Source organism: Mesorhizobium sp. FG116, assembly GCF_057809835.1.
This window is the reverse complement of sequence record NZ_JBMDKS010000105.1, coordinates 1-2090: the sequence shown is the minus strand read 5'-3', so window position 1 is coordinate 2090 and position 2090 is coordinate 1. Positions and strand designations below refer to the sequence as shown.

Sequence of the window (2090 nt, the reverse complement as noted above, 5' to 3'; positions counted from 1 at the left end):
CGGTTGATCTCGACGTTTTGCTAGGTTCTCAATGCCTTTCGTCTGTTTCGCGCCCCCATGCACGAACCCGCTTCGCGGGAGGGGCGCCACGGCCTGAGATGGCATAGTATTCATAGCCTTTGAGCAGGTTGCGGCGAGCGAGCCGACCATGGAGTTCCCTTCAACGAGAGGAACTCGCCATGGCTACCCCGTCTACCGATGCATCAGTTTCGCCGCTTCGCCAGCGCATGCAGCACGACATGCTCATGCGGGGCCTCGGCTCCCACACGCGGCAGGACTACGTTCGTCACGTCCGGTGCTTCGCCGCGTTTCTCGGGCGCTCGCCCGACACCGCAACGCCGGAGGACATCCGCCGCTTCCAACTGGATCAGCATGAGAAGGGCGTCGGACCTGCGACCATCAACGGCACAGTATCGGCGCTGCGATTCCTGTTTCTGGTGACATTGCAGCGCCGGGATCTGTCGCGCACCCTTGTGATCACCCGCTATCACCGCAAGCTGCCGGATGTGCTCAGCGTGGAGGAAGCGGGCCGGCTGCTCGAGGCGGCACCGGGCCTCAAGTACAAGGCGGCGCTCGGCGTCGCCTATGGCGCAGGCCTGCGCGTGTCCGAGGTCGCGCACCTCAAGGTCGACGACGTCGACTCTGCGCGCATGCTCCTCCGTGTCGAGCAGGGCAAGGGCCGCAAGGATCGCAACGCGATGCTCTCGCCGCAACTGCTGGAACTCTTGCGGCTGTGGTGGCGCGAAGGCAGGCGACGCGGGATCATGCTTCCGCATGGCTGGCTGTTCCCCGGCCGCAGCCGCACCGATCCGATCTCGTCGCGGCAACTGCATCGCGCAGTCCAGGAGGCGGCCGAAGTCGCTGGCATCCGCAAGCGCGTCAGCCCGCACACGCTGCGTCACAGCTTCGCCACCCACCTGCTCGAACAGGATGTCGACATCCGCGTCATCCAGGTACTGCTCGGCCACAGCAAGCTCGAGACGACCGCTCTCTACGCAAAGGTCTCGACCCGGACGATCCACGCTGTCACCGGGCCGCTCGACCGGCTGATGGCGCTGATGGAGGGCAAGACGCCGTCGGAGTAAGGCATGCGCGCCTCGATCGAGGTCGCCGACATCTTCCGCGCAGCAGGCCCAGCATACCGGGCCGCCCATGCGGGGCACCTGAGCCTCGCCAAGCTCAAGGTCATGTCGGCGATCGAGCATTGCCGCACTGCTGCCCTCGGCGGCCACGTCGAAGCCTGCGAGGACTGCGGCCAGTGGCGGATCGCCTATAACTCCTGCCGCAACCGACACTGTCCGAAGTGCCAGGGCGCAGCGGCGCGGACTTGGCTCGCCGAGCGCGAGGCGGACCTCCTGCCGGTCGGCTACTTCCACGTCGTGTTCACGCTGCCGGCCGAGGTCGCCGACATCGCCTTCCAGAACAGGGCGCTGGTCTACGATCTGCTGTTCAAAGCGGCGTCGGACACGATGCTGACGATCGCGGCGGATCCGAAGCATCTCGGCGCGCGCATCGGCATCACCGCCGTGCTCCACACATGGGGTTCGGCGATGACGCACCATCCGCACGTTCACATGATCGTGCCGGGCGGCGGCATCGCGCCGGACGCAAGCCGCTGGATCTCCTCGCGTCCGGCCTTCCTGCTGCCGGTGCGTGTGCTCGGCAAGCTGTTCCGAAGACTCTTCCTCACGCGGCTGCTCGCCTTGCGCGATGCCGGGCGGCTCGGCTTCTTCGGATCAATCGCACACCTTAACGAGCGACGCGTCTTCCTGCGCCACCTTGCTCCCATCCGGACAAAGCGCTGGGTCGTCTATGCCAAGGCGCCGTTCGCCGGGCCGGAGGCGGTGCTCGCCTACCTGTCGCGCTACACCCACCGGGTCGCGATCTCGAACAGTCGCCTGATCGCCTTCCACGAGAACCGCGTCACCTTCCGCTATAAAGACTACCGGCGCGCCGGTGCAGATCGCCAGCAGGTCATGACGCTTGCGGCCGACGAGTTCATCCGCCGCTTCCTGCTCCATGTCCTGCCACGGGGTGTGTTTTTTCGTGGAATTAGGACCCTGTTCAAGGGGTGATTTTCGTCCAAACGG

At 65.7% G+C, this 2090-nt stretch carries 1 protein-coding gene and 1 pseudogene; both read left to right on the top strand.

The window, feature by feature from the left end; all coding sequences use genetic code 11:
- Positions 1-179 precede the first annotated feature (179 nt).
- Positions 180-1085: a tyrosine-type recombinase/integrase gene (locus ACODTY_RS23900; RefSeq protein ID WP_488996663.1), complete on the top strand. Its 906-nt coding sequence runs from the start codon at positions 180-182 to the stop codon at positions 1083-1085.
- Between the two features lie 3 nt (positions 1086-1088).
- Positions 1089-2036, top strand: a pseudogene (locus ACODTY_RS23895) (IS91 family transposase); the annotation flags it as partial.
- Between the last annotated feature and the right edge of the window lie 54 nt (positions 2037-2090).

Bases quoted from the DNA above. Each gene is read 5' to 3' on its own strand.
- ACODTY_RS23900 (WP_488996663.1), top strand. From the start codon at position 180: ATGGCTACCCCGTCTACCGATGCATCAGTTTCGCCGCTTCGCCAGCGC.